Below are 26,007 nucleotides of genomic sequence, written 5' to 3'. Positions count from 1 at the left end.
CTCATGGAAAGCAGTCACAGGTTCGAGACGCTGCTGGACGGGCGGGAGTTCTTCCTCGATGACCATCGTGTCCTCGGGGAGGCCGTCCTCCCCGGCGCCGCCTATCTCGAGATGGCCAGAGCGGCCACGGTCCACAGCGGGCGCGCTCGCGTGCTCGGCCTGCGGAACGTGGTGTGGCTCGCCCCCGTGGTCGTCAACGGGACCCCCCGCGCCGTGCGGATCGAGATCGCCGCGAAGGCCGGCAAGACGCGCTTCTCGGTGCGCAGCGCGCGCGGCGGAGCGAGCGAGCCGGAGGTCGTCCACGGGCAGGGCGAGGTCGTCACCGCCGAGAGCGGCGGCGCGACGGCGCCGGCCTCGCGCGTCGATATCGACGAGATCCGCGCGCGGTGCGCGTCGACGTTGTCTGGCGCCGACCTGTACGCGCTCTTCGAGCGGCAGGGGCTGACGTACGGGGAGACGTTCCGCTGCATCGAGGAGCTCCGGCGGAGCGACGCGGAGGTGCTCGCGAGGTTCCGCCTGGCTCCGCCGGCGATCCAGGCCGGCGCGCCCTTCGAGCTCCACCCCGGCGTGACCGACGCCGCGCTGCAGTCGACGGTCGGGCTCCTCGTCGGCGATGGGCGCTTGCCGGCAGGCTCCGTGCACGTGCCGTTCTCGCTGAAGGAGCTCGTGCTCCACACGCAAACCCCCGCCGCTGGGTACGTCGTCGCGCGGTGGAGCCCGGGCGCGTCGCCCCGGAGCAACGTCCTGAAGTTCGATATCGACATCGTCGACGAGGCGGGCGCCGTCTGCGTGTCGATGCGCGAGTTCGCGAGCCGGCGGTACGACAAGGCGCCGGCCGCGGACGTGCTCTTCGGCACGACCACGTGGCTCGCGGAGCCGCTCGCCCCGCCGCGTCCGGCCGAGCGAGGCGCGCCAGCGCGCCGAGACGCGCTCGTCCTCCTCGCTGGCGAGAGCGACGAGCTGGCCGCGCTGGTCTCGGAGCGGGCGCAGACGGTCCGCCTCCCGCGCGTGCTCGACGCCGGGGGCGCCGTCGAGCACGCGCGCGTCGTCGCGGCGGCGCGGCAGGCCCTCGAGGCGATCCAGCGCGTCGTGAGCGGGCGGCCGAGCGGCCCGCGCGAGGTCGTCGCGCTCGCGTCGGTGCGAGATGAGGCGTTCGCGCACGCGCCCCTCGCCGGGTTGCTCAAGACGATGCGCCGCGAGCACCGCGACCTCCGCGGCAAGCTCGTGCTCGTCCCCGCAGAGCTCGGCCCGGAGGCGCGCGCGCGGCTCCTCTCGCGCGAGCTCGAGGCCGCGTACGACGACGTCGAGGTCCGGTACGACCGGAGCGAGCGCCGCGAGGTCCGGCGGTTCATCGAGATCGAGCTGGCCGGAGGGGCCGCGCTGCGGCCGACGTTCGAGGCTGGCGGCGTGTACTGGCTGACGGGCGGCCTTGGCGGCCTCGGGCGAATCTTCGCGCGCCACATCGCCGGCACCGCCGGGGCGACGGTCGTCTTGACCGGCCGCTCGCCGCTCTCCGAGGAGAGCCGCGCGTGGCTCGATGCGCTGCGGGCGATGACCGGCGCGACGATCGACTACCTCCCCGCCGACGTCGCCGACGAGCGGAGGCTGCGGACGGTGCTCGCCGACATCAAGGAGCGCCACGGGAGGCTGACCGGAATCCTCCACGGCGCGGGCGTCCTTCGCGACAGCACGATCGCGAAGAAGACCGCCGCTGAGCTCGAGGCCGTCTTCGCCGCCAAGGCGCTCGGCCTCCTCGCGATCGACGAGGCCACGCGGGACGAGGACCTCGACTTCCTGGTCCTGTTCTCGTCGGCGTCCGCGGTGTGGGGCAACGCCGGGCAGGCCGACTACGTCGCGGCCAACGCGCTGCTCGATGAGTTCGCCGTCCGCCGGAACGAGCTGGTGAAGGCTGGTCGGCGCTCCGGGCGGACGCTGTCGATCGGCTGGCCGCTGTGGCGCTCCGGCGGGATGAAGGTCGACGACGCCAACGAACGGATGGTGGAGCGCGCGTACGGCCTCGTGCCGCTCGACGAGGCGGCCGGGCTCTGGGCGTTCGAGGTCGCGATGCGATCGTCGCTGGCCCAGGTGGTGGTCCTCTCCGGCCACGCGGAGAAGCTGCGGAGCAAGGTCATCGGGGCGGAGCGCGAGGCCGCCGACGCCGCGGCCCGCGTCGCCGCGGAGCCCGCGGGCGCCACGCTGGCGAGCGAGCAGCCCGCGCCTTTCGCGGACGGCGCCGGCGAGGCGAGCGGCCTCCGCGATCTCGTGGAGCGCACGCTGGTCCGCGCCGTCTCCCGCGTGCTGAAGATCCAGGAGGCGGACATCGAGCTCGACGTGGAGCTGAGCACGTTCGGCTTCGACTCGCTCAGCCTGACGGAGCTCAGCAACCGGCTGAGCGCCGAGCTCGGCGTCGAGCTCCTCCCGACGGTCTTCTTCGAGCACCCGTCGCTGGCCGCGCTCGAGACGTTCCTCCTCGCGACCCACCTCGGCGCGCTGGCGAGGACGTTCCGGGTGGAGGTCGCGGCCCGCGCGCCGCGGCCGGAGCCGGCGCAGCCGCCGATCGAGCGCCCCGCCGCGATCATCGACCAGGCTGGCGCGCACGACGCGTCGGCCGCAGCCGTCGTCGACCGGGCGGACGCGCGCGACGCGCGCCCCGCCCGGACAGCGATCATCGGGATCAGCGGCCGGTTTCCGCAGGCCAGCGACGTCGACGCGTTCTGGAGCAACCTGATCGAGGGGCGCGACTGCATCGAGGTCGTCCCGGAGGATCGCTGGGATTGGCGCGCGATCTACGGGGATCCGCACGCCGAGGCGAACAAGACGAACGTGAAGTGGGGCGGCTTCATCGACGAGCTGGCCTCGTTCGACCCGCAGTTCTTCGGGATCTCGCCGAAGGAGGCGGAGCTTATGGACCCGCAGCACCGCCTGCTCATGGAGCACGTGTGGTCCGCGATGGAGGACGCCGGGTACTCGGCGAAGGCGTTGTCGGGCACGCGCACCGGGGTGTTCCTCGCGATCGGGCCGGGCAGCTATCGCCAGCCGGCGTCGCAGCCGATCGAGGCGTACAGCGCGACCGGCGCGGTGCCGTCGATGGCGCCGAACCGGATCTCGTTCTTCCTCAACCTGCGCGGCCCGAGCGAGCCGGTGGAGACGGCGTGCTCGAGCGCGCTGATCGCCGTGCACCGCGCGGTGCAGGCGATCGACGCGGGCGTCTGCGATCAGGCGTTCGTCGGCGCCGTCAACGTGATGTACAGCCCGGAGCTCCACATCTGCTTCAGCAAGGCCGGGATGCTGAGCGTCGACGGCCGGTGCAAGACGTTCTCCCGCCGCGCCGACGGGTACGTACGGGGCGAGGGCGTGGGCGTGATGCTGCTGAAGCGCCTCCGGCAGGCGCAGGCGGATCGCGACGCCATCTACGGCGTCATCCGGGGAACGAACGTGAACCACGGCGGGCGCGCCGCGTCGCTCACGGCGCCGAACGCGAGCGCGCAGGCCGAGCTCCTCTTCGACGCGTACTCCAGGGCCGGCGTGGACGTCCGCGCGGTGACGTACGTCGAGACCCATGGCACCGGCACTCCGCTCGGCGATCCGGTCGAGATCAACGCGCTGAAGAAGGCGTTCGGCGCCCTGTACGAGAGGCAGGGGGGCGCGATCGAGGCCCAGCGCTGCGCGCTCGGCAGCGTCAAGACGAATGTCGGTCACCTCGAGGTCGCCGCCGGCATCGCGGGGATCTTCAAGGTGCTGATGGCGATGCACCACGGCGAGCTGCCGAAGACGCTGCATTGCGAGGAGACGAACCCGTACATCGAGCTCGAGGGGAGTCCGTTCTTCCTGCTCAAGGAGCGCCGGCCGTGGCTGCGTCCCGCCATGCCGGACGGCGGCGTCGCGCCGCGCCTCGCGGGCATCAGCGGTTTCGGGTTCGGCGGCGCCAACGCGCACGTGATCGTGGAGGAGCACGCGGAGGGCGGAGGGGGCGCGCTCGACGAGATCGCCGCAGAGCGGCCCCTCCAGATCGTTCCGCTCTCGGCGCGCAGCGAGGCGCGCCTCCGCGCCTACGCGGGGCAGCTCCTCGCGTTCCTCCGCGAGGTCACGGCCAGCGCGGGCGCGCAGCCCGGCTCGGTCCCCGATGAGGTCGCGGAGCAGCTGCGGCGCGATCTCGTCGGCGTCGTGGCCGCGACGATGGCGATTCAGGCGTCGGACGTCAGCGCCGACGAGCGCTTCGCGGACTACGGGGCGGATCTCGGGCTGCTCGCCAATGAGGCCCACCGCGCGCTCGGGATCCACATCACGGCGCAGGCCATCGGCGAGGCGGGCTCGATCGACGCCCTCGTCCCGTACCTGTTCGAGCGGCACCGGGAGTCGCTGTGCGCGCGCTACCTCGTCGCCAGCCGCGCGGAGAGCGCCGAGACGAGGCGCGCCGGGGCGCCGAAGCGCGTCCGTCCGGGGCCGGCGCTCCTCGTCGACGTCGCGTACACGCTGCAGGTCGGTCGCGACGCGATGGACCACCGGGTCGCCTTCCTGGCGCGTGACGTCGAGGAGCTCGAACGGAAGCTCGAGCGCTTCCTCGCGGGCGCCGAGGAGACGGACGGCGCCTTCACGGGCCAAGTTCGACGCGAGCGCGACAGCATGAAGGTGCTCAACGCCGATGCGAGCGCCAACGAGATGGTCGCGACGTGGATGCGGCAAGGCAAGCTCGCCAGCCTTTGCGAGCTCTGGGTGCGCGGGTTGGAGGTGGACTGGGAGCGGCTGTACGGCGAGCGCAAGCCGCGGCGGATCCACCTGCCGACGTACCCGTTCGAGCGGGAGCGTTACTGGCTGCCGCAGGGCGAGGGCGCGGTCGTGGCGGGAGCTGCGCCGCCGGTCGAGGCGTCGTGCGCAGCGGCGTGCGGCGGACGGCTGGAGCAGGGGTCCGGCACGGCCGAGGTGTCGCGAGTGGAGGCGGGCGAGGCTGCGGAGGTGGTGGAGTACGAGGAGGTCTGGGAGCGGCTGGGGTGGGAAGAGCGTGAGCGGCGCCAGGAAGGCGTGCGCTGGCTGGTGGTCGGCGGAGACGAGGCGTGGCGGGCGTCGGTGGTGGAGGCGCTGAGGAGGGAGGAGCCCGGGAGCGAGGCGCTCGGGGTGAGCGTGGGCGGCGCGTACGGGTGGGAGGGAAGCGCGCGGTGCACGGTGCCCGAGGCGAGCGAGGTCTGGTTCCGGTCGGTGTTCGAGCGGCTAGGGGCGTGGGAGGCGGCGCGTGGTGGTGGGGGCCGGCCGTGCGGCGTGGTGTACGCGTGGGGTAGGGGGCTGGAGCGGCTGCGCGGCGTGCACGCGCTGGTGCGAGGCGCGAAGGGGAGCGGAGCGTTGCTGCGCCGTCTCGTGCTGACGGGTCGTCAGGTCCGAGGCGAGGTGAGCGGGTGCTACGACGCGGCGCTGATCGGCGTGGAGCGGTCGCTGGGGCTCGTTTTGCCGGAGCTGAGCGTGGGGGTGGTGCTGGCGGGCGCGGAGGGGATAGAGGCGGGCGCGCTGGCGCGGGAGGTGTGGAGCGGCGGAGTGATCCGTCACGAGGGAGGAGAGCGTCAGCGGCTCGGGGTCCGTCGAGCGCCGCCGAGCGTGAGGAGCGAGGCGCCGCTGCGGGACGGAGGTGTGTACGTGATCACCGGTGGAGCCGGAGGGCTCGGGCGGCTGTTCGCGGAGCACTTGGCGCGGCGCTGCGCGGGTCGGCTTGCGCTGGTGGGTCGCCGTGGACGTGACGAGCAGATCGAGGGTGTGCTGTCGGGGCTTCGCGGCGCTGGAGCGAGGGAAGCGGAGTACTACGAGGCGGACGTTTCGGACGCGGCGCAGATGCGCGGCGTGGTGGCGGGGCTGGAGTCGAGGTGGGGTTCAATCCACGGCGTTCTGCACGCGGCAGGAGTGGAGTCGCGTGGAACGTTGTTGGACAAGAGGTGGGAAGAGGTCGAGGAGATAACGCGGCCGAAGATCGAGGGCACGCGGGTGGTGGATGAGGTGACGGCGGGGCATCCGCTGGACTTCATGTGCCTGTTCTCATCGACGGCGGCGTCGCTGGGGGACGGAGGGTCGTGCGACTACGCGAGCGCGAACCGGTTCCAGGTGGCGTATGCGCAGATGCGGCAAGAGCTGAGAGAGAGAGGCGAGCGGAGCGGAGCGACGGTGGCGGTGTGCTGGCCGCTGTGGCGCGCCGGGGGAATGGGCACGAGCGAGCGAGAAGGCATGGGGGTGTACCTGCGGAGCAGCGGTCAGCGTTACTTGGAGAGCGATGAGGGGCTGGAGGCGTGGGAGCGCGCGATGGGCGCGGCCGTCAGCCCGCGGCTCGTGTTCGCGGGGCAGCCGCGCCGCGTGCACGCCTTCCTCTCGCGCATCTACGCTGGCGCGCGCGCCTCCGCCGCCAATGGCGCGCCGTCCGGCTTGCGCAGCGCGGTGGCGCCGGCGATCTCGACCGCGGCGGCACCCGGCCTCTCCAACGGCGGCGCTCCTGCGCGACACGAGCGAGGCTCGACGTCGCTTCCGGAGCGTGTCGTGCACGATCTGAAGGTGCACGCCGAGGCCGTCCTGAAGATCCCGGCGGGCAGGCTTGACGAGGAGACGAGCTTTGCCGACATCGGATTCGATTCAATCGCGCTGGCGCAGTTCGCCCGTCTTCTCACGACACAACTCGGCTTCGACGTCCTTCCGAATACCCTCCTCAACCACAGCACGATCAGAAAGCTCGCCGGTCATCTCGTGAGGCAGCACCGCGAAGCGCTGGAGCATCGATCTCGAGCGAACGGCGAGCCAGCGCAGGCTCTCCCAGCTCACCCGGCGCTCGACGACGCGCCTCCGAGCGCTCTCCAGTCGGGCCGCGCGGCGCCGCGTGCGGCTGCCCTCTCGCCCGCGCGCGAGGAGGTGGCGATCATCGGCATGTCTGCGCGCGTCGCCGGGGCAGATGACGCCGACGCCCTGTGGGCGCTCCTGCTCGAGGGGCGCAAGCAGATCCAGGAGATCCCCTCGGAGCGCTGGGATTTTCACGCCTACTACGAGGGCCCCGGCGCGCCGGCAAACCGGATCGCCACGAACAGAGGGGCCTTCCTGCGCGGCCTCGACGAGTTCGATCCGCTCTTCTTCGAGATCTCCCCGCGCGAGGCGCAATGGATGGATCCGCGGCAGCGGCTGATGCTCGAGGCGGCGTGGGCTGCGTTCGAGGACGCGGGCCACGCCGGAGCGCGCCTGCGCGGCACGAATTGCGGGGTCTTCATCGGCGTAGAGGAGATGGCACATACGGGCGACGGCGCGCCCGGGCTCGCGACCAGCCACCACAACGGCATCCTGGCGGCGCGCATCTCCTACGTCCTCGATCTGCACGGCCCGAACCTCGCGCTGAACACCGCGTGCTCGTCGGGCCTCGTGGCGGTGCACACCGCGTGTCAGAGCCTTCTGCGCGACGAGTGCTCGATGGCGCTCGCCGGAGGGGTGAACGTCCTCACCTCACCGCTGACGTACATCGCGCTCAGCCAGAGCGGAATGCTGTCGGCCGACGGCGAGTGCTATGCGTTCGACGAGCGAGCGAGCGGAATGGTCCCGGGCGAGGCGGTCGCCGCGGTGGTGCTGAAGCGGCTCTCGCGGGCCATTGCGGACGGCGATCCGATCCACGCCGTCATCAAGGCCACCGGGGTGAACTACGACGGCAAGACCAACGGGATCACCGCGCCGAGCAGCGTCTCGCAGCAACACCTCGTCGAGCGCGTCCTCCGGCAGGCGGAGCTCCGCCCGGCCGACGTCCAATACGTGCTCGGGCACAGCGTGGGCTCGCAGCTCGGCGATCCGGTCGAGGTGCAAGCGCTCCGCGACGCCTTCCGCGCCGAGCCGGGCGAGCGGCAATGGTGCGCGCTGGGCTCGATCAAGCCGCTGATCGGCCACACGTTCGCGGCGTCGGGCGTCGTGAGCCTGATGGCGATGTGCCTTGCGATGAAGCACGAGACGATCCCGGCGACGCGCAACTACCGCCGGGCGAACGAGTACATCATCGACATCGCGCGCAGCCCCTTCTTCGTGAGCGACGCCGAGCGGCCCTGGATCGGCTCGGGTCCTGAGCGGCGGCGCCGCGGCCTCGTGGGCGCGACGGGGATGAGCGGGACGAACGCCTTCGTGTTGATCGAGGAGCACGCGCCGAGCCGAGCAACGCTGCAGCCGCAGCGCGCGGCCGGGGCCGCCGATCGCGCCCTGATCGCGCTGTCGGCGAAGAGCGACGCGGCGCTGCGCCAGTACGCGCAGCGTCTCCGCGCGCACCTCGTGAAGCACCCGGCCGTGGACCTCCACGGGGTGGCCTACACGCTCCAGACCGGGCGCGAGGCCATGCCGTGCCGGCTGGCGATCGTCGCCCCGTCGGTGGGCGCGCTCATCGAGCAGCTCGACGTGGTTCTCGACGCTGCCGACGGTCGCGCGCTCTCCGACCGCGCGATCTGGACGAGCCCCTCGAGCGCCGCGCGGGCTCCGAGCGCCGACGGCGACCCGCTCCACGACGCCGCGTGCGCCTGGGCAGCGGGCGGGGTCCTGGACACCGCCGCGCTCTACCCTGCCGCGAAGCCGACGAGGCTTGCGGGGCTCCCGACGTACCCCTTCGCGAGGCGCTCGGTCTCGCACGGCGAGCGGGGCGGCGCCCCGGAGGCCCCTGCGCCGCCCGCGCGACCGCAGGACGCCGTGCCTGGCGACAAGGCCGCCGCGCCTGGCGACAAGGCTGCCGCGCCTGGCGACAAGGCCGCCGAGTACTACACGTTCGACGCGCAGCGCCGATCGGACGATTACCGGGAGGAGTACCTGACGTTCTGCCCGTTCGAACGGGAGGTCCCCGGATTCTCGATGACACGTGTCCTCAGCGCGCCCGAAGCATTTCCGGACGAGTACCGGCTCGTGCTCGAGAAGCAGCTCGAGATGCGGCGGGTGATCTTCCGGAACGAGCGGTCCGAGTCCGTGCGGAGGGTCCTCGACATCGGGTGCGGTTGCGGGACCGACCTCGTGGAGGTGGCGAGGCGTCACCCGCACGCCAAGGCACACGGGTTCACGATCACGCGGGCTCAGGCCGACCTGGCGAACCGACGGATCCGGCGCATCGGCCTCGCCGAGCGCGTCCAGGTGTTCCACGCCGACAGCTCGAAGGATCGTTTCCCGGACACGTACGACCTGATCCTCGGCTTCGAGGTCACCTGCCATATCGCGGACAAGACCGGCGTCTTCGGCAACATCTCGTCGGCGCTATCGCCGCACGGGAGCGTGCTGCTCATGGACTTCGTATCGAACCTGCGCGGGGCGATCGTCGACGGGAACGTCGATATCGCGATATCGACGCAGGACGAGTGGATCGACGTGCTCACGGCGAGCTCGCTCGTCGTCGACGACATCGTCGACCTGAGCCCGCAGATCGCCAACTACGTCTTCGATCCGGACGTGGAGAAGAACATCGCGCATTTCCCGGAGGCGGCGCGGCGCTCGTCCCGCAACTTCGCCAACATGGCTGTCTCGCTGCGGGAGGAGTGGATCAGCTACTGCCTGCTCCGGTTGACGAAGGCGGACCCCGGCTGGACGGCGGACCGGCTCCGCGCCCACAACGCGTCGAAAATCGCCAAGAAGACGCCGTACGCCGCGGCGCTCGCCGAGCTCCAAGAGGCGCCCGGGTCTCCGCGCCCTGAGGCGGCCGCGGAGGACGAACGCGCGCCCCGGCAGGGGGCGTCCGTCGATCACGTCCGGCGGCGGCTCGAGCAGATCTTCGAGGAGGCGCTGCAGCTCACGCGCGACGAGCTGGCCGCGGCGACGACGTTCTCGGCGATGGGGGTCGGATCGCTCATCGCCGTCCGTCTGCTCCAGACGATCAACACCGCGTTCGATCTCCGCGAGCCGACGAGCGTGATGTTCCAGTTCCACGACCTCCAGTCGCTCGCCGAGCACCTGGCCTCGAAGATCGTCGTGGCCGCGCCGCCCGCGCGCGCCACCGCGGCGGCGCTCGCGCCGCCCTCCGCGCGGGTGCAGGAGGCCGCGACAACCCGGCAGGCCGCAGCGCCGGCCGAAGGCATCGCGATCGTCGGGATGTCGTGCCGCTGCGCCGGGGCGCGCGACAAGCGCGAGCTCTGGGACGTGATCGTCGAGGGGCGACAGCACGTCGAGCGCGTCGAGGAGCGATACCCCGAGTGGCGGGAGGCGTGCGTCGAGCAGGGGGTTGACCCGTCATCGCTCCACGCCGGCTTCATCGACGACGCGGATTGTTTCGACTCGCTCTTCTTCGATATCTCTCCGGTCGAGGCGGACCAGATGGACGCTTCGCAGCGCCTCGTCCTCGAGGGGATCCACGCTGCGCTCGAGGACGCGGGCTACGACCCTCGCTCGTTGAGCGGGCGCCGCGTCGGGACGTTCATCGGATCGATGGGCACCGGCGCGCCGCGCGGGACGTCGCACCTCGCGATGCTGGGGAGCGACGGCGCGATCCTGTCGTCGCGCATCGCGTACCACCTGAACTTTGCCGGGCCGGCCATCACGGTCAACTCCGCGTGTTCGTCGTCGCTCGTCGCCGTCGAGCTGGCGTGCCAGAAGCTTCGCAGCGGCGACATCGACATGGCGGTCGCGGGAGGCGTGACCCTGTACTCGCAGCCTGCGTCGTTCGTGATGATGCACAACGCCGGGATGCTCTCGCCCAGCGGGCGGTGCCGCCCCTTCGATGATGGCGCAGATGGCATCGTCGTGGGAGACGGCGTCGGCGTGGTGGTGCTGATGCCGCTCTCGAGGGCGATTGACGAGGGCGCGCACGTCTACGGGGTCATCCGCGCGATCGGGACGAACCAGGACGGCAAGACGTCCGGGATCACCGCGCCGAGCTTCCTCGCCCAGAGCCGCCTGGAGCGCGAGGTCTACGAGAAGGCCGGGATCTCGCCGGAGCAGCTCCAGGTCGTGGAGGCCCACGGCACGGGGACGAAGCTCGGCGATCCGGTGGAGATCCACGCGCTCACGGAGGCCTTCAGGGCGTCGACCCAGGTGCGCCAGTTCTGCGCGATCGGGTCGCTCAAGGCCAACATCGGCCACACCACGGCCGCGTCCGGCGTGCTCGGGCTCATCAAGGTGCTCCTCGCCATGGAGCACGGCTGCATCCCACCCGCGATCAACTTCACGCGACCCAACCGGCACATCGATCTTGCGGACAGCCCGTTCTACGTGAGCACGCGCCCCGCCCCGTGGCCCGAGAACCCCGGCGGTTCGCGGTTCGCGGCGGTGAGCGCCTTTGGCTTCAGCGGGACCAACGCGCATGTCGTGATCGAGGGGCTCGCCCGGCGCGAAGTCGCGGCGCCGCGGGCGTCCGCGCCGCCGGAAGAGCAGGTCGTGGTGCTCTCGGCGAAGAGGCCGGAGCTGCTCGATGAATACGCCCGACGCCTCCTCGTGTTCACGCCCGCGGCTGGCACATCGCTCGCCGACGTCGCGTGGACGTTGCAGATCGGTCGCGCGGCGATGGATTGCCGCTTGGCGATCGTGGCGGCGACGTTCGAGGAGCTGCGGGGGCGACTCTCCGCGTACCTCGCCGGTGCGGAGCGGTCGCCGGGGTGCTTCTCGGGGCGCGCGACGGGGCGCCGCGAAGGGCGGCCCGCCGGGAGCACGCCGGCGCAGCTCGCGGCGTTCTGGGCCTCGGGCGGCGCCGTGTCCTGGGAGGCCGAGCTTCACCGCCACGCTGGCGCGCGCAGGCGTGTGCCTCTGCCCACGTACCCGTTCGAGAGGGTCCGTTTCGCGCGTGCCGGGGCGGAGGGGCGGCGCGACGCCGCGCCCCGCCCGACGTGCCTGGTGGAGAAGACGTGGCTTCCGGCGCGCGCCCAGGCCGCGACGGCGGAGGTGGACCTCGCCGGGCGCTGCTTCGCGATCCTGGCGACACCGGGGACGCGAGCCCTGGCCGAAGAGCTGCTGCGCAGGCTGCCGCGTTCCGAGGTCGTGATGCCCGAGGACGTCCACGCGGCCGTGCGTGGAAGCGCGGCGCCGTGGGACGCCTACGCGGGGTGCGTCGATCTCACCGGGCTCGATGCCGGGCACCGCGACGAGGACCTCGACTGGATCGCGTGGCTCCAGGAGCTGGTCGGCCGAGCGGACGCGCGTCGCGCCGCGCCGCTCGTCGTCCTCCAGGTGACGTCAGGCCTCGAACGCTTCCGCGGTGGGCCGGTGCGGCTCGCGGGGGCCAAGCGGAGCGGGCTCTATCGCATGCTCCAGAGCGAGTACAGCAAGGTCCTCTCGCGGCACGTCGACACCGACGCCGCGCTCGACGGCGAGCGGCGCGACCTCGTCGCGCAGGTGGTCGCAGAGCTCGGCGCTGCCAGCGAGGCGGGCGAGGTCTGCTACCGCGACGGCGTCCGCTACGAGGCCGCGCTGGAGCGCGCGGACGAGGTGGCGCGCGCGCGCGAGCCCGGCGCGAAGCGCCCGGCGCAGTACCCGCCCGATGAGGTCCTCTGGATCACCGGCGGCACGCGCGGGATCGGCATGCTGTGCGCGAAGCATTTCGTCGACGCGCGCGGGGTCCGGAAGCTCGTCCTCATGGGGCGCGAAGCGCTCCCGGAGCGCGCTGCGTGGGACGCGTACCTCACGTCCGGCAGCGATGAGATCTGCAAGCGGAAGATCGAGGACATCCTGTACCTCGAGGCGCGCGGCGCGCAGGTGCGCGTGAGCACGACGCCGCTCACCGATGAGGCGCGGATGGCGAGCGAGGTCGCCCGCGTTCGACGCGAGATGGGCGAGGCGCTCGGGGTCATTCACTGCGCCGGGAACACCGATTTCACGAATCCGGCCTTCGTCCGCAAGACGCGCGCCGGGATCGAGGGCGTCTCCGCGCCGAAGGTCCGCGGCGTCGACGTGCTGCGCCAGGTCTTCGCCGACGTGCCGCTGCGCTTCGTCCTGCTCTTCTCGTCGGTCGCCGCGGCGGTGCCGCGCCTGGCCGTCGGCCAGAGCGAATACGCGATGGCGAACGCGTACCTCGACTACATCGCTGCGGCGGGCTTCGGGCCCAAGGTGGCGCATTGCGCGAGCATCCAATGGCCGAGCTGGAAGGACACGGGGATGGGCGCCGCGAGCAGCGCGGCGTACCGGAGCACCGGCCTCTTGACCTGCGCCGACGACGAGGGGTTGCGTTTCCTCGACGAGATCCTCGCGCGGCGCCTCGGCCCCATCGTCATGCCGCTCGTGATCGACGAGGCGCGCTTCGATGCGCGCGCGCTCCTGCGCCGCGCCGCGCCCGCGATGGGGCAGGCCGGCGCGCCCCCCGAGCGCCCCGCGGATCCCGGCGGCCACGCCGCCGAGGCGAGCCGCCGCGCGCCTTCGGGCGCGCCGCGCGAGGCGATCGCGCGTCACGCCGGTTCCTCGACGGATACCGCGTCTGCCGTGAACGAGTGGCTCCGGCGGCTCGTCAGCCAGGAGCTCAAGGTCAAGTACGCCGACGTCGACGCGGCCCGGTCCTTCGATCAGTACGGCGTCGACTCAATCATGCTGGCGCAGATGATCCGGCAGATCGACGCAGGCCTCCCCGGCATCAAGGTCGATCCCACCGTCGTCATCGAGAACCCCAGCATCGAGCGCCTCGCCGCGTACCTCGTACGCACGTACCGCGATCAGCTCGACCGGCATTTCGCGGACGCGCAGGGCGCGGCCGGCCGCGTCACGGAGCGGCAGCTCGACCGGCGTTCAGCGGACGCGCAGGGTGCAGCTGGCCGCGTTACGGAGGGGCGGGCGGACAAGGTGGCGATCGTCGGAATGGCGTGCCACTTCCCGGGGGCGCCCGACATCCAGCAATTCTGGACGAACCTGTGCGAAGGAAAGGACGCGATTGGCCCCGTCCCGGCGTCGCGGTGGGACGCCGAGCGCTACCACGGCGATCCTGAGCGCGAGCCGGGGCGGAGCGTCAGCAAATGGGGTGGCTTCCTGGAAGACATCGAGTCGTTCGACCCGTCGTATTTCGGGATCCAGGAGTCGATCGCGATCGGCGTCGATCCGCTGGCGCGTCAGTGGCTGGAGGTGTGCGCAGAGGCCCTTGCCGACGCCGGATACGGCAAGACGGACCTGTGGGATCAGCGGGTCGGCGTCTTCTGCGGCACCCGCAGCAGCAACTATGCGAGCAAGCATGGCCGGCTCGACAGCAAGGCTGTCATCGGCGTGGGGCAGAACTTCATCTCCGCCCACCTCTCGCACTCCTACAACTTCGCCGGGCCGAACGTCGTCGTCGACACGGCCTGCGCCAGCGCGCTGACTGCGGTGCACCTGGCGGTGCAGAGCATCGAGCGCGGCGAGTCGGCGCTCGCGGTCGCGGGCGGCGTCGATATCCTCCTGGACGAAGGGCCGTTCGTCCTCCTCAGCAGCGCGAAGATCCTGTCCTCGGAGGGGCGCTGCAAGACGTTCGACGAGACCGCGGACGGGATCGGCATCGGTGAAGGCTGCGGCGTCGTGATACTGAAGCCGCTCTCGGCCGCCCTGCGCGACGGAGACAAGGTATACGGCGTGATCGACGGCTCGGCGATCAACTGCGATGGCCACACCATGGGGATCACGACGCCGAACCCGCGCCGCCAACAGGAGCTGATCGAGCGCGCCATCGCCGCAGCCGGGGTCGACGCCCGCACGATCAGCTACGTCGAAGCGCACGGCACCGGCACGCTGATCGGCGATCCGATCGAGCTCCGCAGCCTGACGAACGTCCTCGGGAGAGAGTCGCGCCACGTGTGCGGTGTCGGGAGCGTCAAGAGCAACCTCGGACACCTCCTGAGCGCCGCCGGCGCGGCGGGGCTGGTCAAGGTGCTCCTGTCGATCGTCCACCGGCGCCTCCCGCCGACGCTGCATTGCAGCCGGCCGAATCCGCGGTTCGACTTCGAGCAGTCGCCGCTCTATCCCGTGCTCCGGAACGAGGAGTGGGCGGGGGTCGACGGCGTTCATCGCGCCGGCGTCAGCGCGTTCGGCCTGGGCGGCCACAACGCCCATGTCATCGTCAGCGACGAGGGGATACCCGAGGAGCGGCGGGCGACGATGGAGCCGCGCGGCGCGCCGGTCGTCTTCGAGCGGAAGCGCTACTGGCCGGACGCGGCGGCTCCGAGGCCGTCGCCCGGCGTGTCGGGCGGCGCGGACAGCGCTTTCGCGGCGCGCGTCGCCGCGGACGCCCCGGGCAGCGTGACCGCCCAGAGGGCGATGCCGAAGTACTTTGCCGTCAAGAGGATCGAGCGCGACGTCGCGACGCGCGCTCCGTCGCTCGAAGCCAGCCAATCGAAGAGCCGTCCATGACCGTCCGCGCGAACGAAACATTCGAGATCGAGTTCGACAACGATAACCCCATCGTGCGCGATCATCGCGTCTATGGGGTCCACATCGTCCCCGGCGTCACGCTGATCGACGTGGTGTACAGGCTGGGCGCCCACGTCGTCGGGCACGACCGCTTCGAGCTCGTCAACGTGCTGTTCAAGGTGCCCATCGCCACCGCGAGGGAGTTCGCGCGGAGGATCCACGCCTCGTTCACGCCGCTCCAGCAGGGCGAATGGAGGGTCGAGATCTCGAGCGTGCGCGTGTCCAGCGCAGGCGGGGTGTCGGATCGGGTCGACGAGAACGCGGAGTGCCTCCTCAGGTGCACCGACGAGGAGCCGCGGGCCGCGCGGGGCTTCGACTGCGCCGCGTTCATCCGCACGGCGGAGCGGCGCTGGAGCGTCGACGAGATCTACCGCGGCGTCCGCGAGGTGGGGGTCGTCCACGGGCCGTTCATGCAGACGCTGGGCGACGTGTACCAGCGGGGCGACGAGGAGCTGATGCGCCTGTCGCTCGGCGACGAGGCGGAGGCGCTCCGGGAGATGTTCCACGCCCACCCGGCGTTCCTCGACGGCGCGACGTTCGCGGGGAGCTCCTACAAGCTCGCCGGAGGATCAGCGGCCGACTACCGAGACGTTCGGCCGTACATCCCGTTCGCCATCCGGCGCGTGCGCTTGCACCGGCCGTTCTCGTCGCAGATCTTCGTGTACAGCAGGCACGCCGACAAGCTGGACGTCAAGCGCGGCGCCGCGCCGCGCGAGGTCACCGCGTCGGACCTGACGATCTACGGCGAGGACGGGGCGGTCCTCGCGGAGCTCGATCGGCTCTCGTACAAGCGCGTGCGGCAGGAGATCGACGTCGAGAAGCTGATCGCGACGGAGCCCGTCGCCGCGGGCGCCGAAGCGGAGCCGGCAGGCGAAGCGGAGGACGACGCGAAGCTCTTCGCGTCGAGCGTCGCCCGGTTCGTCGAGGAGCAGCTCGTCGGCCTGAAGGGGCCGGGTACGCCGCCGCTCGATCCCGACGCCCTCTTCTTCGACGCCGGGCTGGACTCGACGCACCTCCTCCGCCTGGTGCGCGCGCTGGAGAAGCGGTGCGGGCACGACCTGTATCCGACGTTGCTCTTCGAGTACCAGACGCTGAACGCGCTGATCGGGTACCTGTACGAGCACGAGCGCGCCCACTTCGCGCCCTCGCGCGCGCTCGTCGCGAGACCGAGCGGCGCGGGCGCGCCGGCGGACCCCATCGTTGCGCGGGGCGCCGGCGCGGCGCGCGTCAACGGCGTGGCGCGGAGCGCGCCCGTCGAGGTCACCGGCGCCGGGCGCCCGGGCGCAGCGCTAGGCGACGCCCGGCGCGCCGCGCGCGACATCGCGGTCGTCGGTCTGGCCGGCCGGTACCCCGGCGCTTCGACGCTGGAGGACTTCTGGGATGTCGTGGTCGAGGGGCGGATCTGCACGCGCGAGCTGCCGTCCGATCACTGGGGGCGCTTCGCGGGCCCCGACGCGGCGCCAGCGCGGGCCGCCGGGGCGCCCTCGCCGCCGTGCTTCGGCGGCGTCCTCGACGACGTCGACGCGTTCGACTCGCTCTTCTTCCAGGTCACGCCCGTGGAGGCTGACGCGCTCGACCCGCAGCTCCGGCTCGTCCTCGAGACCGCCTGGCACGCCATGGAGGACGCCGGCGCCAGCGTCGACTCGCTGCAGCGGTGCCGGACCGGCGTCTACGTCGGCGTCATGAACGACGACTACACGTGGATAGCCGCCGAGCGTCTGGCGAAGACGGGCGAGTACGCGAGCGCGGGGAGCTACGCGCACGAGCTCGCGAACAGGATCTCGTACCACCTGAACCTGCGCGGCCCGAGCATGACGGTCGAGGCCGCGTGCGCCAGCTCGATGGTCGCCCTCCACCTGGCGCGCGTCGCGCTGTCCCATGGCGAGTGCGACGCGGCGTTCGCGGGGGGGGTCAACCTGAGCCTCCACCGCAGCAAGTACCTGCTGCTCGCTGGTCTCGGCGTCATGTCTCCCGACGGCTCCGAGAAGACGTTCGACGCCGCGGCGAACGGCTACGTTCCGGGCGAGGGGGTCGGCGTCGCGCTGCTGAAGCCGCTGGAGAGGGCGGTGGCCGATGGCGATCGCATCTACGGCGTCATCGCCGGCAGCGCGGTCAACCACTCCGGACGCGGCGGCGGGAGGTACAGCCCGAACCTGAACGCCTTGACCGACGTCATCGGGCGCGGCCTCGCCGACGCCGGCGTCGACGCCGAGGCGCTGACGTACGTCGAGGCGCACGGCACCGGCTCTCCGGTGGGGGATCCGATCGAGGTGCAGGCGCTCGCGAAGGCGCTCGGTCGCACCGACGCGGCGGCGCCGCGCTGCGCGCTGGGGTCGAAGGCGAACCTGGGCCACCTCGAGTCCGCGTCGGGTATCTGCTCGCTCACCAAGGTGCTCCTGGCCATCCGGCGCGGCCGGATTCCGCCGTGCGCCAACGTGCAGACGATCCACCCGGGCCTGCGACTGGAGAGCACGCCCTTCGTGATACTCCGCGAGCCGGTGGCCTGGCCCGCGCCGGAGGGGCGGCGCGTCGCCGGCATCCACTCGTTCGGGATCGGCGGGACGAACGCGTTCATGGTCGTACGCGGCCACGACGCCGGCGCGAGGGCGGCGGCGGAGTCGACGCCGCGGAGCGAGATCGTCCCGCTCTCGGCGAAGACCAAGTCGGCGCTGGACCGGTACTGCGCCGACCTCCTCGCGCATCTGGAGAGGGATGGCGGCGAGCACAGCGCCGCCCTCGCGGATCTCGCGTACACGCTCCAGACGGGGCGGTCGGCGATGCAGCACCGCGTCGCATTCGTGGCGGCGAGCGCCGCGGAGCTGCGCGACGCGCTGCGCGACCTCTGCGCGGGCCGCGGCGCGCGCGAGGGCGTCTGCTCGGGGAGCGCCGGGCCGGGCGCGGTCGCCGCGGTGGTGCCGCGCGCCGAGGACGCCGGGAGCGCGCGGGCCCTCGGCCGGATCGCCGAGGCGTGGGTCCGAGGTGCCGACGTGGACTGGACGCGATTGCACGAGGGGCGCGCGAGGCGCCGCGTCGCCGCTCCGATGTACCCGTTCGAGCGGAGCCGCCACGCGATCACGACGTCCGGCGAGGCGCGGGAGCTCCCCGCGCCCCGCGCCGCCGTGGTCCACGGGACCGCGGCCTGGCGGGAGAAGGCGGCCGCCTCCGTCGCGCCCGAGCGGGTCGAGAGCGCGGCGCATGGGTCGAGCGTGCTCCTGCTCGCGGGGGGGTTGTCGGACGACGTCGTGGCCGCCATCGAGCGGTCGCTCCCGCTCGCCTCGCGCGAGCGGCTGCCGCGGCCCGAGGGCGGCTCGCTCGCGGAGAGCGCGACCCGCGCCTTCCTGCACGCGCTCGGTATCGTCAGGGACACGCTGACGCGACGGGCGCCGGAGGCGCGGCAGCTCGCCGTGATCGTGGACGAGCGCGAGCCGGAGGTGGTGTACGCGCCGCTGTCCGCGCTGCTGAAGTCGGCGAGGCGCGAGAGCCGCGATCTCCGGGTCAAGGTGATCACGGTCGCCAGCGCCCTCGACCCCGCGCGCGCCGCTCGCGCCGTGCGAGACGAGATCGCCTCGACCGACGACGACGTCGACGTCCGCTACACGAGCGAGGGCCGGCGGGAGGTGCGAGTCCACGAGGAGGTCGAGCCCGGCGCCGTGGAGGGCACCGTGTTTCGACCCGGCGGCGTCTACTGGATCACGGGCGGCCTCGGCGGCCTGGGAAAGATCTTCGCGCGTTACATCGCGAGCGTCGAAGGCACCACGGTCATCCTGAGCGGACGAACCGCCCCCTCCGAGGCGCAGCGCCGCGAGCTCGCAGCGCTCGGCGCTCCCGCCTCGCGCGTCGAGCTCGTGCCCTGCGACGTGAGCGCCAGGGGCGACGTGGAGCGCGCCGTCCGCGCGATCGAGGAGCGCTTCGGGCCGCTGACGGGGGTCCTCCACTGCGCCGGCGTGACCAGGGACGCGCTCCTCCTGCACAAGACGGGGCGCCAGGCCGAGGAGGTCCTCGCGGCCAAGGTCCTCGGGGCCGAGGCGATCGACGAGGCGACGCGGCGCTCCCCGCTCGAGTTCGTCGCGTTCTTCTCGTCCGTCGCGGCCGCATGGGGGAACGTTGGCCAGGCGGATTACGCGGCGGCGAACGGCTTCCTCGACGCGTACGCGGCGCTCCGAGACGCGCGCGTCGCGCGCGGCGAGCGCAGCGGAAAGACGGTGTCCATCGCGTGGCCTCTGTGGCGCGACGGAGGGATGCGGATCGACGCCCGCGACGAGCTCGCCCTGAAGGAGAAGACCGGCATGATCCCGCTCTCTCAGGGCGACGGGCTCCAGGCGTTCGAGCAGTCGATCCGCGGGGCCGAGAGCCAGCGGATCGTGTGCGCGATCGACGGCGGCCGACAGATGTTCGCTTCCCGGCCGGCGCCGGCAGTCCGCGCGGAGAACGCGGGCGCGCCGGCGGCGGCCCGCGCGGCGCCCGACAGAGGCCCGGCCGAGGCGACGCGCGCCGGGGACGAGCCGCTGAGGCGTCACGCCGTCCGGTACCTGAGCGACGCGCTCTCGCGGGTCTTCCGGCTCCCTCCTGAGCGGCTGGATCCCCGCGCCCCGCTCGACGCGTTCGGGATCGACTCGGCCAACGTCCTGGCGCTGACCGCCGCGCTGGAGGTGGATCTCGGCCCGCTGCCGAAGACGCTCTTCTACGAGTACCGGACGCTCGACGCGCTGGCGGAGTACCTCGTCGCCGAGCACGGCGCCTCGCTGGAGCGCGCGCGGCGCCTCCCCGACGCGGCCGCGGCCGCAGGCGCGCGCGAGCCGGCGGCAGGCGACGCGGGGGCGGCGGCCTCGGCGCGGAGCGCGCCCTCGCCGGTCCGCGCCGCCGCGGAGAGGCGAGGGGGCAGCGGCCCGCTGGACATCGCCATCATCGGGATGAGCGGCCGGTTCCCGCGCGCGCGCAGCGTCGACGAGTTCTGGGACAACCTGCGCGCCGGGCGCGACTGCATCACCGAGGTCCCGGCGTCTCGCTGGGACGCGGACCGGTACTACGACCCCGACACGTCGGCCGCCGGCAAGGTGCACTGCAAGTGGGGCGGGTTCATCGACGGCGTCGACGAGTTCGATCCGCTCTTCTTCAAGATCTCGCCGCTCGAGGCGGGGATGATGGATCCGCAGGAGCGGCTGTTCCTGCAGGCCGCATGGGAGACGCTGGAAGACGGGGGGTACACGCGCGCCGCGCTCGGCGCGGGGCGGGCCGAGAGCCTGCGCCCCGAGGAGCGCGTCGGCGTCTACGTGGGCGTCATGTACTCGGAGTACCAGCTCTACGGCTTCGAGGTCGAGGAGGACCGTCGCATCTTCGGCGTGGCCGGGAACATCGCCGGCGTCGCGAATCGCGTCTCCTACGTCCTCGATCTCCACGGGCCGAGCATCGCCCTCGACACCATGTGCTCGTCGTCGCTCACGGCGATCCACCTCGCGTGCCGCGCGCTGAGGAGCGGCGAGTGCGGGCTCGCCCTCGCGGGCGGCGTGAACGTCAGCATCCACCCCAACAAGTACGCCGTCCTCAGCCAGGCGCGGATCATCTCGACCCGGGGGCGCTGCGAGAGCTTCGGCAAGGGGGGCGAAGGGTACGTCCCTGGCGAGGGCGTCGGCTGCGTCCTGTTGAAGCCGCTCGAGCGCGCGCGCGCCGACCGCGATCACATCTACGGGGTCATCAAGGGATCGGCGCTGAGCCACGGCGGCAAGGCGAGCGGGTACACGGTCCCGAGCCCGGTCGCGCAGGCGTCGACGATCGCGCTCGCGATCCGCGAGGCGGGCGTCGATCCGCGGGAGATCAGCTACATCGAGGCGCACGGGACAGGCACGAGCCTCGGCGATCCGATCGAGATCGCCGGGCTGGTCCGCGCGTTCGGGCGCGCGAGCGACGACAAGCAGTACTGCGCGATCGGCTCCGCGAAGTCGAACATCGGCCACTGCGAGTCGGCGGCCGGCATCGCCGGCGTTTGCAAGGTGCTCCTCCAGATGAAGCACCGGACGCTCGCCCCCTCGCTGCACGCCGCTGAGCTCAACCCGTACATCGACTTCGCGAGCACGCCGTTCGTCGTGCAGCGCGAGCTCGCCCCGTGGCGGGCCCCGACGATCCACGGCGAGCCGCGCCCGCGCGTCGCCGGCGTCAGCTCCTTCGGCGCTGGCGGCGCGAACGCGCACGTCATCATCGAGGAGTGGACGGAGGACGACGCGCCTCTGGCGGACGCGCGGAGCGCGCGCGGCGCGGCGGTGATCGTCCCGATGTCGGCGCGCACCGAGGAGCGGCTCCACGCGGTCGTCGGCGCCATGCTCGACGTCATCGCGCGCGCGGCGGCGGGAGAGGGATCCGCGATCGAGCTCGCCGACGTGGCGTTCACCCTGCAAACCGGGCGTGAGCCGATGCCGTACCGCGTAGCGTTCGTCGCGGCGGACCTGGGCGGCCTCGCGGCCGAGATGAGGCACTTTCTCTCGCGGGAACAAGGGGGCTACCGCGCGGGGCACGCGAGCGAGGACGGCCTCGACCTCCTCGCCGACGAGGACGTGAAGGGCGCCGTCGTCGCCAAGTGGATCGGCGCGGGGCGGCTCGACAAGCTGGCGGCGTTCTGGGCCAAGGGGCTCGATCTCGACTGGGATCTCCTGTCCGGCTCGGGGGCGCCTGGTGGGCGCCGGCCGCGCCGGATCTCGCTCCCGACGTACTCGTTTGAGCGAAAGCGATGCGGGCTGCCCGTGCAGCGGCCCGCGAGCCGCGCGGCCGGCCGCGAGGTCGCCGGCGGCCTGCTGCAGCGCATGCTGCCGGCGGCCAGCCTCGGGGAGGCGCCCAGGGTCGTCTTCGAGGCCGAGCTCGAGGCCAGCGACCCGCTCGTCGCGCACCACCGCGTGCAGGGCCGCCGCGTCCTCCCGGGCGTCGCGATGATCGAGATGGCGATGGAGGCCGCGCAGCGCGTGCACGCGGAGCGCCGCGCCGTCCTGAAGGACGTCGTCTGGATGAAGCCGGTGGACGTACCCGACGGCGGGCGGACGCTGCTCGCGCAGCTCGAGCCGCACGGCGGCCAGCTCCGGTTCGAGATCCGCGCCGTCGTGGAGGGAGCGCAGCAGGTCCATGCGCAGGGGCTCGTCGCCTTCGACGAGGTCGACACCGACACGCCGGCGATCGACGTCCAGGCGCTCATGCGCACGCTGACGCCGCGGTGGGGCGACGACGCGGGCCACGACGGCTTCTACGAGAAGCACCGCGCGAACGGCGTCGACTACGGGCCGTACTTCCGCGGGCTCCGTCGCCTCTGGGGCTCCACGAGCGAGAGCCTGGGGCTCGTCGAGCCGCCGCGCGAGGCGCAGGACGACCCGCGGCGGTACGCATGGACGCCGTGCGTCGCCGACGCCGCGCTCCAGAGCGTCGCCGGCATCGCGGCGAGCGACGTCGCGCCGCAGGGGGATGGCGAGGTCTACCTGCCGTACTCCATCGGGCGGGTCGAGCTCCTGGGGCCGATCGAGGGGCGCGCGTTCGTGCACGCGCGCAGGCTCGCGCCCGGGCGGTTCGACATCGTCGTCGTCGACGGCGCTGGCGCGCCGCTCGCGGCGCTGCGCGACTTCGTCGTGCGCCCGGTGAAGGCCGCGCCTCCGCGGCAGCTCACGTACGTCGGGCGATGGCGCCGCAGGGGGCTCGCGCCGGCCGCGCCGGCGCGCGAGGGCGCCCGCGCGCTGATCATCCACCGGCAGAACGGCTTTCGCCTCGAGGACGCCCTGAGCGAGCTCGCGCCGGGCAGCGTCAATGTGTGCCTGGGCGACCGCACGGAGCGGACCGGCGAGCAGGGGTGGATCATCGACGTCCGCGATCCAGGCGCCATCGCGCGCGTCCTGCGCGACGTCGGGCGCGTGGGGCGCGTGTACTTCCTCGCGGCGCTGCTCGGCGACCGTGACTATCGCCTGGACACGGCGTACGTCGAGGAGGAGCAGGAGCGCACGGTCATCCCCTGGCTGCGGACGATCAAGGCGCTCATCGAGCAGGGGTACGACCAGGCCTCGCTGGACGTCACGGTGCTCACGCAGGACGGCGAGTCGCTGCCGCTGCAGGCGGAGCTCAACGCCGGCGGCGGCGCGTTGCCAGGGCTCACACAGTCGCTCGCCCGGGAGTACCCGCACTGGAGCGTGCGCCACGTCGACATCGGCAAGGCGGACATGTCCGGGCCAGGCGCGGCCCGGCAGATCGCGGAGCTGCTCCAGCGCGAGGCGGCGGGCTCGCCGCTCCCGGTCGCGTACAGGGCGGGCGCGCGCTACGAGCGCGAGATCGCGCCGCTGGTCCTGCCGCGCGACGAGCGGCCGGCCTTCACCGAGGGCGGCGTCTACGTCATCGCAGGGGGCGCGGGGGGGCTCGGTCGGGTGATGACCGAGCACCTCGTCCGGCGGTACGGCGCGCACGTCGTCTGGTGGGGGCGGCGGCCGATGGACGAGGCGATCCGCGACCAGCTGAGCCGCCTCGCCGACGGCCCCGGGACGGTCGCGTACGCGACCGTCGACCTCACGAGCCTCTCCGACGTCGCGCGAGCCCGCGACGCCGTCAAGGAGAAGCACGGCCGGATTCACGGCGTGATCCACTCGGCGATCGTCCTCCGGGACCGGAGCCTCCGCGAGATGGACGAGCCGCGCTTCCGCGAGGCGCTGGATCCGAAGGTCAAAGGGAGCGCCGTGCTCGGCGAGGCCTTCGGGCGCGAGGACCTCGACTGGATCTGCTTCTACTCGTCGATGCAGTCGGTGTACGCGGGCGCGGGGCAGAGCAACTACGCGGCCGGCTGCACCTTCAAGGACGCGTACGCGCGGGCGCTTTCGATGGCCTGCTCGTTCCCCGTCCACACCATCGACTGGGGGTACTGGGGCACCGTGGGCGTCGTCGCGAACGAGGCCTACCGGAGCCGGATGACCTCCCTCGGCATCGGATCGCTCGAGCCGCGCGACGGGATACGCGTGCAGGAGGCGGTGATCGCGCACCGGGTCCCCCAGGTCCTCGCCGTCGACCTGGCGCCTGCGACGCGCGACGCGCTGGGGATCCGCCCGGACGGAGAGGAGCTGTACGACGCGACGCAGCCCTCGTGCTTCGATCGGGTCCAGGCGGCGGTCGGCGCGGGCCGAGCGCCGCGCGACGTCGACGCCGCGCAGCTCCGGGAGCTCGACGCCGCGGACGCGTGCCTCAACGAGTACGTCGTCGACCGCCTCCGGGCGGTGATGGGCGCGGCCGGCGTCGGCGATCCGCGGGCAGAGGCGGCGCCGGTGGAGGCGCTCGCGGCGCGCGCCGGGGTCGTGGACAAGCAGCGGCCGCTCTTCGAGGAGATCGTGAGGATCATGCGCAGCGACGCGCCCTCTCCGGGCGCGCCTCGCCGCGCGGAAGACGTGACGTCGCGGTATCCCGAGCTCGCCCCCCACGTGGCGCTCGCCGACGCGTGCCTCGGGTCGCTCCCGCAGGTGTTGCGCGGCGAGGTGCTCGCGACGGAGGTGCTCTTCCCGGGGTCCAGCACGTCGCTCGTCGAGGGCATCTACAAGAAGAACGCCTACGCCGACTTCCTCAACGGCCTCGTCGCCGACGCCGTCGAGGCCGCCGTCACGGCGCGGAGCGAGGCGCTCTCGGGGCCGGCGAAGGTCAGGATCCTGGAGATCGGCGCCGGCACCGGCGGGACGAGCCAGGGCATCTTCGAGCGCCTCGCCGCGCACCGCGATCGCGTCGAGTACGTCTACACCGACGTCTCCAGGAGCTTCCTTGGCCTCGCGCAGGCGAAATACTCCGAGATCGCGCCGTACATGAGCGTCCGGCCCTTCGACGTGGAGCGCGCGCCGGTCGAGCAGGGGCTCGAGGAGGGCGGCTTCGATGTCGTCGTCGCCGCCAACGTGCTGCACGCGACGAAGGTCATCGCGAGCACCCTCCGCAACGTGAAGCGCTGCATGAAGCGGAGCGGGTTGCTCGTCCTCAACGAGATCGGCGGCAAGCGCCCGTTCACGACGCTGACGTTCGGCCTCCTCGACGGGTGGTGGGCCGCGGAGGACCGGGAGGTGCGGCTCGAGGGCAGCCCCGCGCTCTCGCGCGACCAGTGGACGCGCTGCCTCGCCGAAGAAGGCTTCGGGCGGGCCTGGGCGTCGGCCCCGGCGTCGCCCGCCGCGCAGGAGCTCGTGATCCTCGCGGAGAGCGACGGGCGGGTGCGGCGGGCGGAGCCGGGGCCGCGAGCGGCGCCCGCGGCCCCGGCTCGCCCGCCGACGAGATCGTCGGGCGCGCGCAAGGCGCGCGACACCCAGGGCGATCTGCCGGCGTACGTCGAGGCGCAGGTGCGCAGAGCGGTCGGCGACGTCCTCAAGCTGTCGGACGACGACCTCGATCCCGGCCTCGCGCTGTCGGACCTCGGCGTCGACTCGATCGTCGCGGTCGATCTCGTCCGCCGGATCAACGCATCGCTGGGGCTGTCGCTGAAGACGACCGTCATCTTCGACTTCCCGAACATTCGACGGCTGGCCGCCCATCTGTGCGCCGAACATCCGGACGACCTCGCGCGCCGTCAGGCGGGAACGCAGGCGAACGGAGGCGCCGTCCTGGAGAGGCGTGCCGTCGAGGCGCTCGCCGAAGAGCTGGCCCTGGGGCGGATCTCGCTCGACCAGACCTTGGATCGCCTCAGGGCCTGATCGGCCCGTCGGCGCGCGCATGCCTGAGCATTCTTACGAGCCACGT

At 72.6% G+C, this 26,007-nt stretch carries 2 protein-coding genes; both read left to right on the top strand.

Annotated features, from left to right (window positions below):
- Positions 1 to 3 precede the first annotated feature (3 nt).
- Positions 4 to 15,240: an SDR family NAD(P)-dependent oxidoreductase gene (locus ACSRUE_RS31860; RefSeq protein WP_441286885.1), complete on the top strand. Its 15,237-nt coding sequence runs from the start codon at positions 4 to 6 to the stop codon at positions 15,238 to 15,240.
- Positions 15,237 to 25,961: an SDR family NAD(P)-dependent oxidoreductase gene (locus ACSRUE_RS31855; RefSeq protein WP_441286884.1), complete on the top strand. Its 10,725-nt coding sequence runs from the start codon at positions 15,237 to 15,239 to the stop codon at positions 25,959 to 25,961. Before ACSRUE_RS31860 ends, ACSRUE_RS31855 begins: the two co-directional genes overlap by 4 nt.
- The last annotated feature ends 46 nt before the right edge of the window (positions 25,962 to 26,007 follow it).

The organism is Sorangium sp. KYC3313 (assembly GCF_052075895.1).
GTDB classification, from domain to species: domain Bacteria; phylum Myxococcota_A; class Polyangia; order Polyangiales; family Polyangiaceae; genus Sorangium; species Sorangium cellulosum_B.
This window is presented reverse-complemented; position numbering and strand designations above follow the sequence as displayed.

What these genes read in the sequence shown, in the direction of transcription:
- ACSRUE_RS31860 (WP_441286885.1), top strand. Translation starts at nt 4, where the DNA reads ATGGAAAGCAGTCACAGGTTCGAGACGCTGCTGGACGGGCGGGAGTTC.
- ACSRUE_RS31855 (WP_441286884.1), top strand. Translation starts at nt 15,237, where the DNA reads ATGACCGTCCGCGCGAACGAAACATTCGAGATCGAGTTCGACAACGAT.